The sequence below is a fragment of the Vibrio sp. Y176 genome (assembly GCF_033438945.1).
The window spans coordinates 1-633 of sequence record NZ_JAWOQS010000706.1 but is presented as its reverse complement, the minus strand read 5'-3'; the positions used below and the strand labels follow the sequence as shown (position 1 = coordinate 633).

1 protein-coding gene is annotated in these 633 nt (G+C 46.6%); it reads right to left on the bottom strand.

Annotated features, from left to right (window positions below):
- Positions 1–633: metal ABC transporter permease (locus R7O13_RS28185; RefSeq protein WP_318305362.1), on the bottom strand; the 633-nt coding region annotated here is incomplete at both ends.

Sequence of the window (633 nt, the reverse complement as noted above, 5' to 3'; positions counted from 1 at the left end):
TGCTGGATGCGAAGAATGCCATTTGTTCTGGTGTAGAAGACAACTTACGCGCTGTTGCTGCAGGGATGATCAACAGTGACGTCATGATAAGGGCACCGACAAACTTCATACCTACCGCAATCACTACGCCCACCATCAGCATCAAGACCAGACGAATTAAATCTGTGTTCACACCTTCTACAGCGGCTAGCTCTTCGCTGACGGTACTTGATAATAACGGTCGCCAGAATATGTACAAACATGCACTAACGGCAATTACGCCGGCATAAATAAACATCAAATCTTCTGGTGATACAGCTAATAAATCACCAAATAGGTAACTCATTAGATCGACACGAACATTGTCCAAAAAGCTTACTGACACCAAACCGATAGACAAAGAGCTGTGAGCCAGAATTCCGAGTAGGGTATCTGTGGCCACCAGTTGCTGCCTTTGCAGTGTTACAAGGAGTACCGCTAATGCTAAACAGCAGACTAGCAGCGCAAGATAGAGGTTAACGTTCAGTAAGAACCCGAGAGCGAGCCCCATTAACGATGCATGGGCAAGAGTGTCACCGAAGTAGGCCATTTTGCGCCATACAACAAAAGACCCGAGTGGACCTGCGATGATTGCAATACCAATACCAGCGAGAA